The sequence below is a fragment of the Thermus sp. FJN-A genome, assembly GCF_054655095.1.
Genome location: NZ_BAAHSC010000280.1, coordinates 1 through 236, shown reverse-complemented (window position 1 = coordinate 236; position 236 = coordinate 1). Strand labels below are relative to the sequence as shown.

1 pseudogene is annotated in these 236 nt (G+C 81.8%); it reads left to right on the top strand.

Features of this window, described 5'->3' with window-relative positions:
- A pseudogene (locus ACYQ0J_RS13720) lies at positions 1-236 on the top strand (hypothetical protein); the annotation flags it as partial.

The following is a 236-nucleotide window of genomic DNA, read 5'->3' as shown; positions in this document are numbered from 1 at the left end:
TCCCCGGCGCCCAGGTGGTGCGGGCCTCTCAGTTCCCGGGGCCGCCCAAGGCCCGGCTCGCCCAGCGCACCCGGGCCGTGGTCCTTGGCCACCGGGGCCTGGGCCTGCCTCCGGCCTCCTGCCTCTTGGTCTTCCCGCCGGAGGGCGGGGCCCCCGCCCTGGGGCCCGGCTCCTCCCTGGCCCTCCGCCTGGCCCTCGAGGCCCGCCTCCCCGCCTGGGTGGCCGGGGAGCCCCGG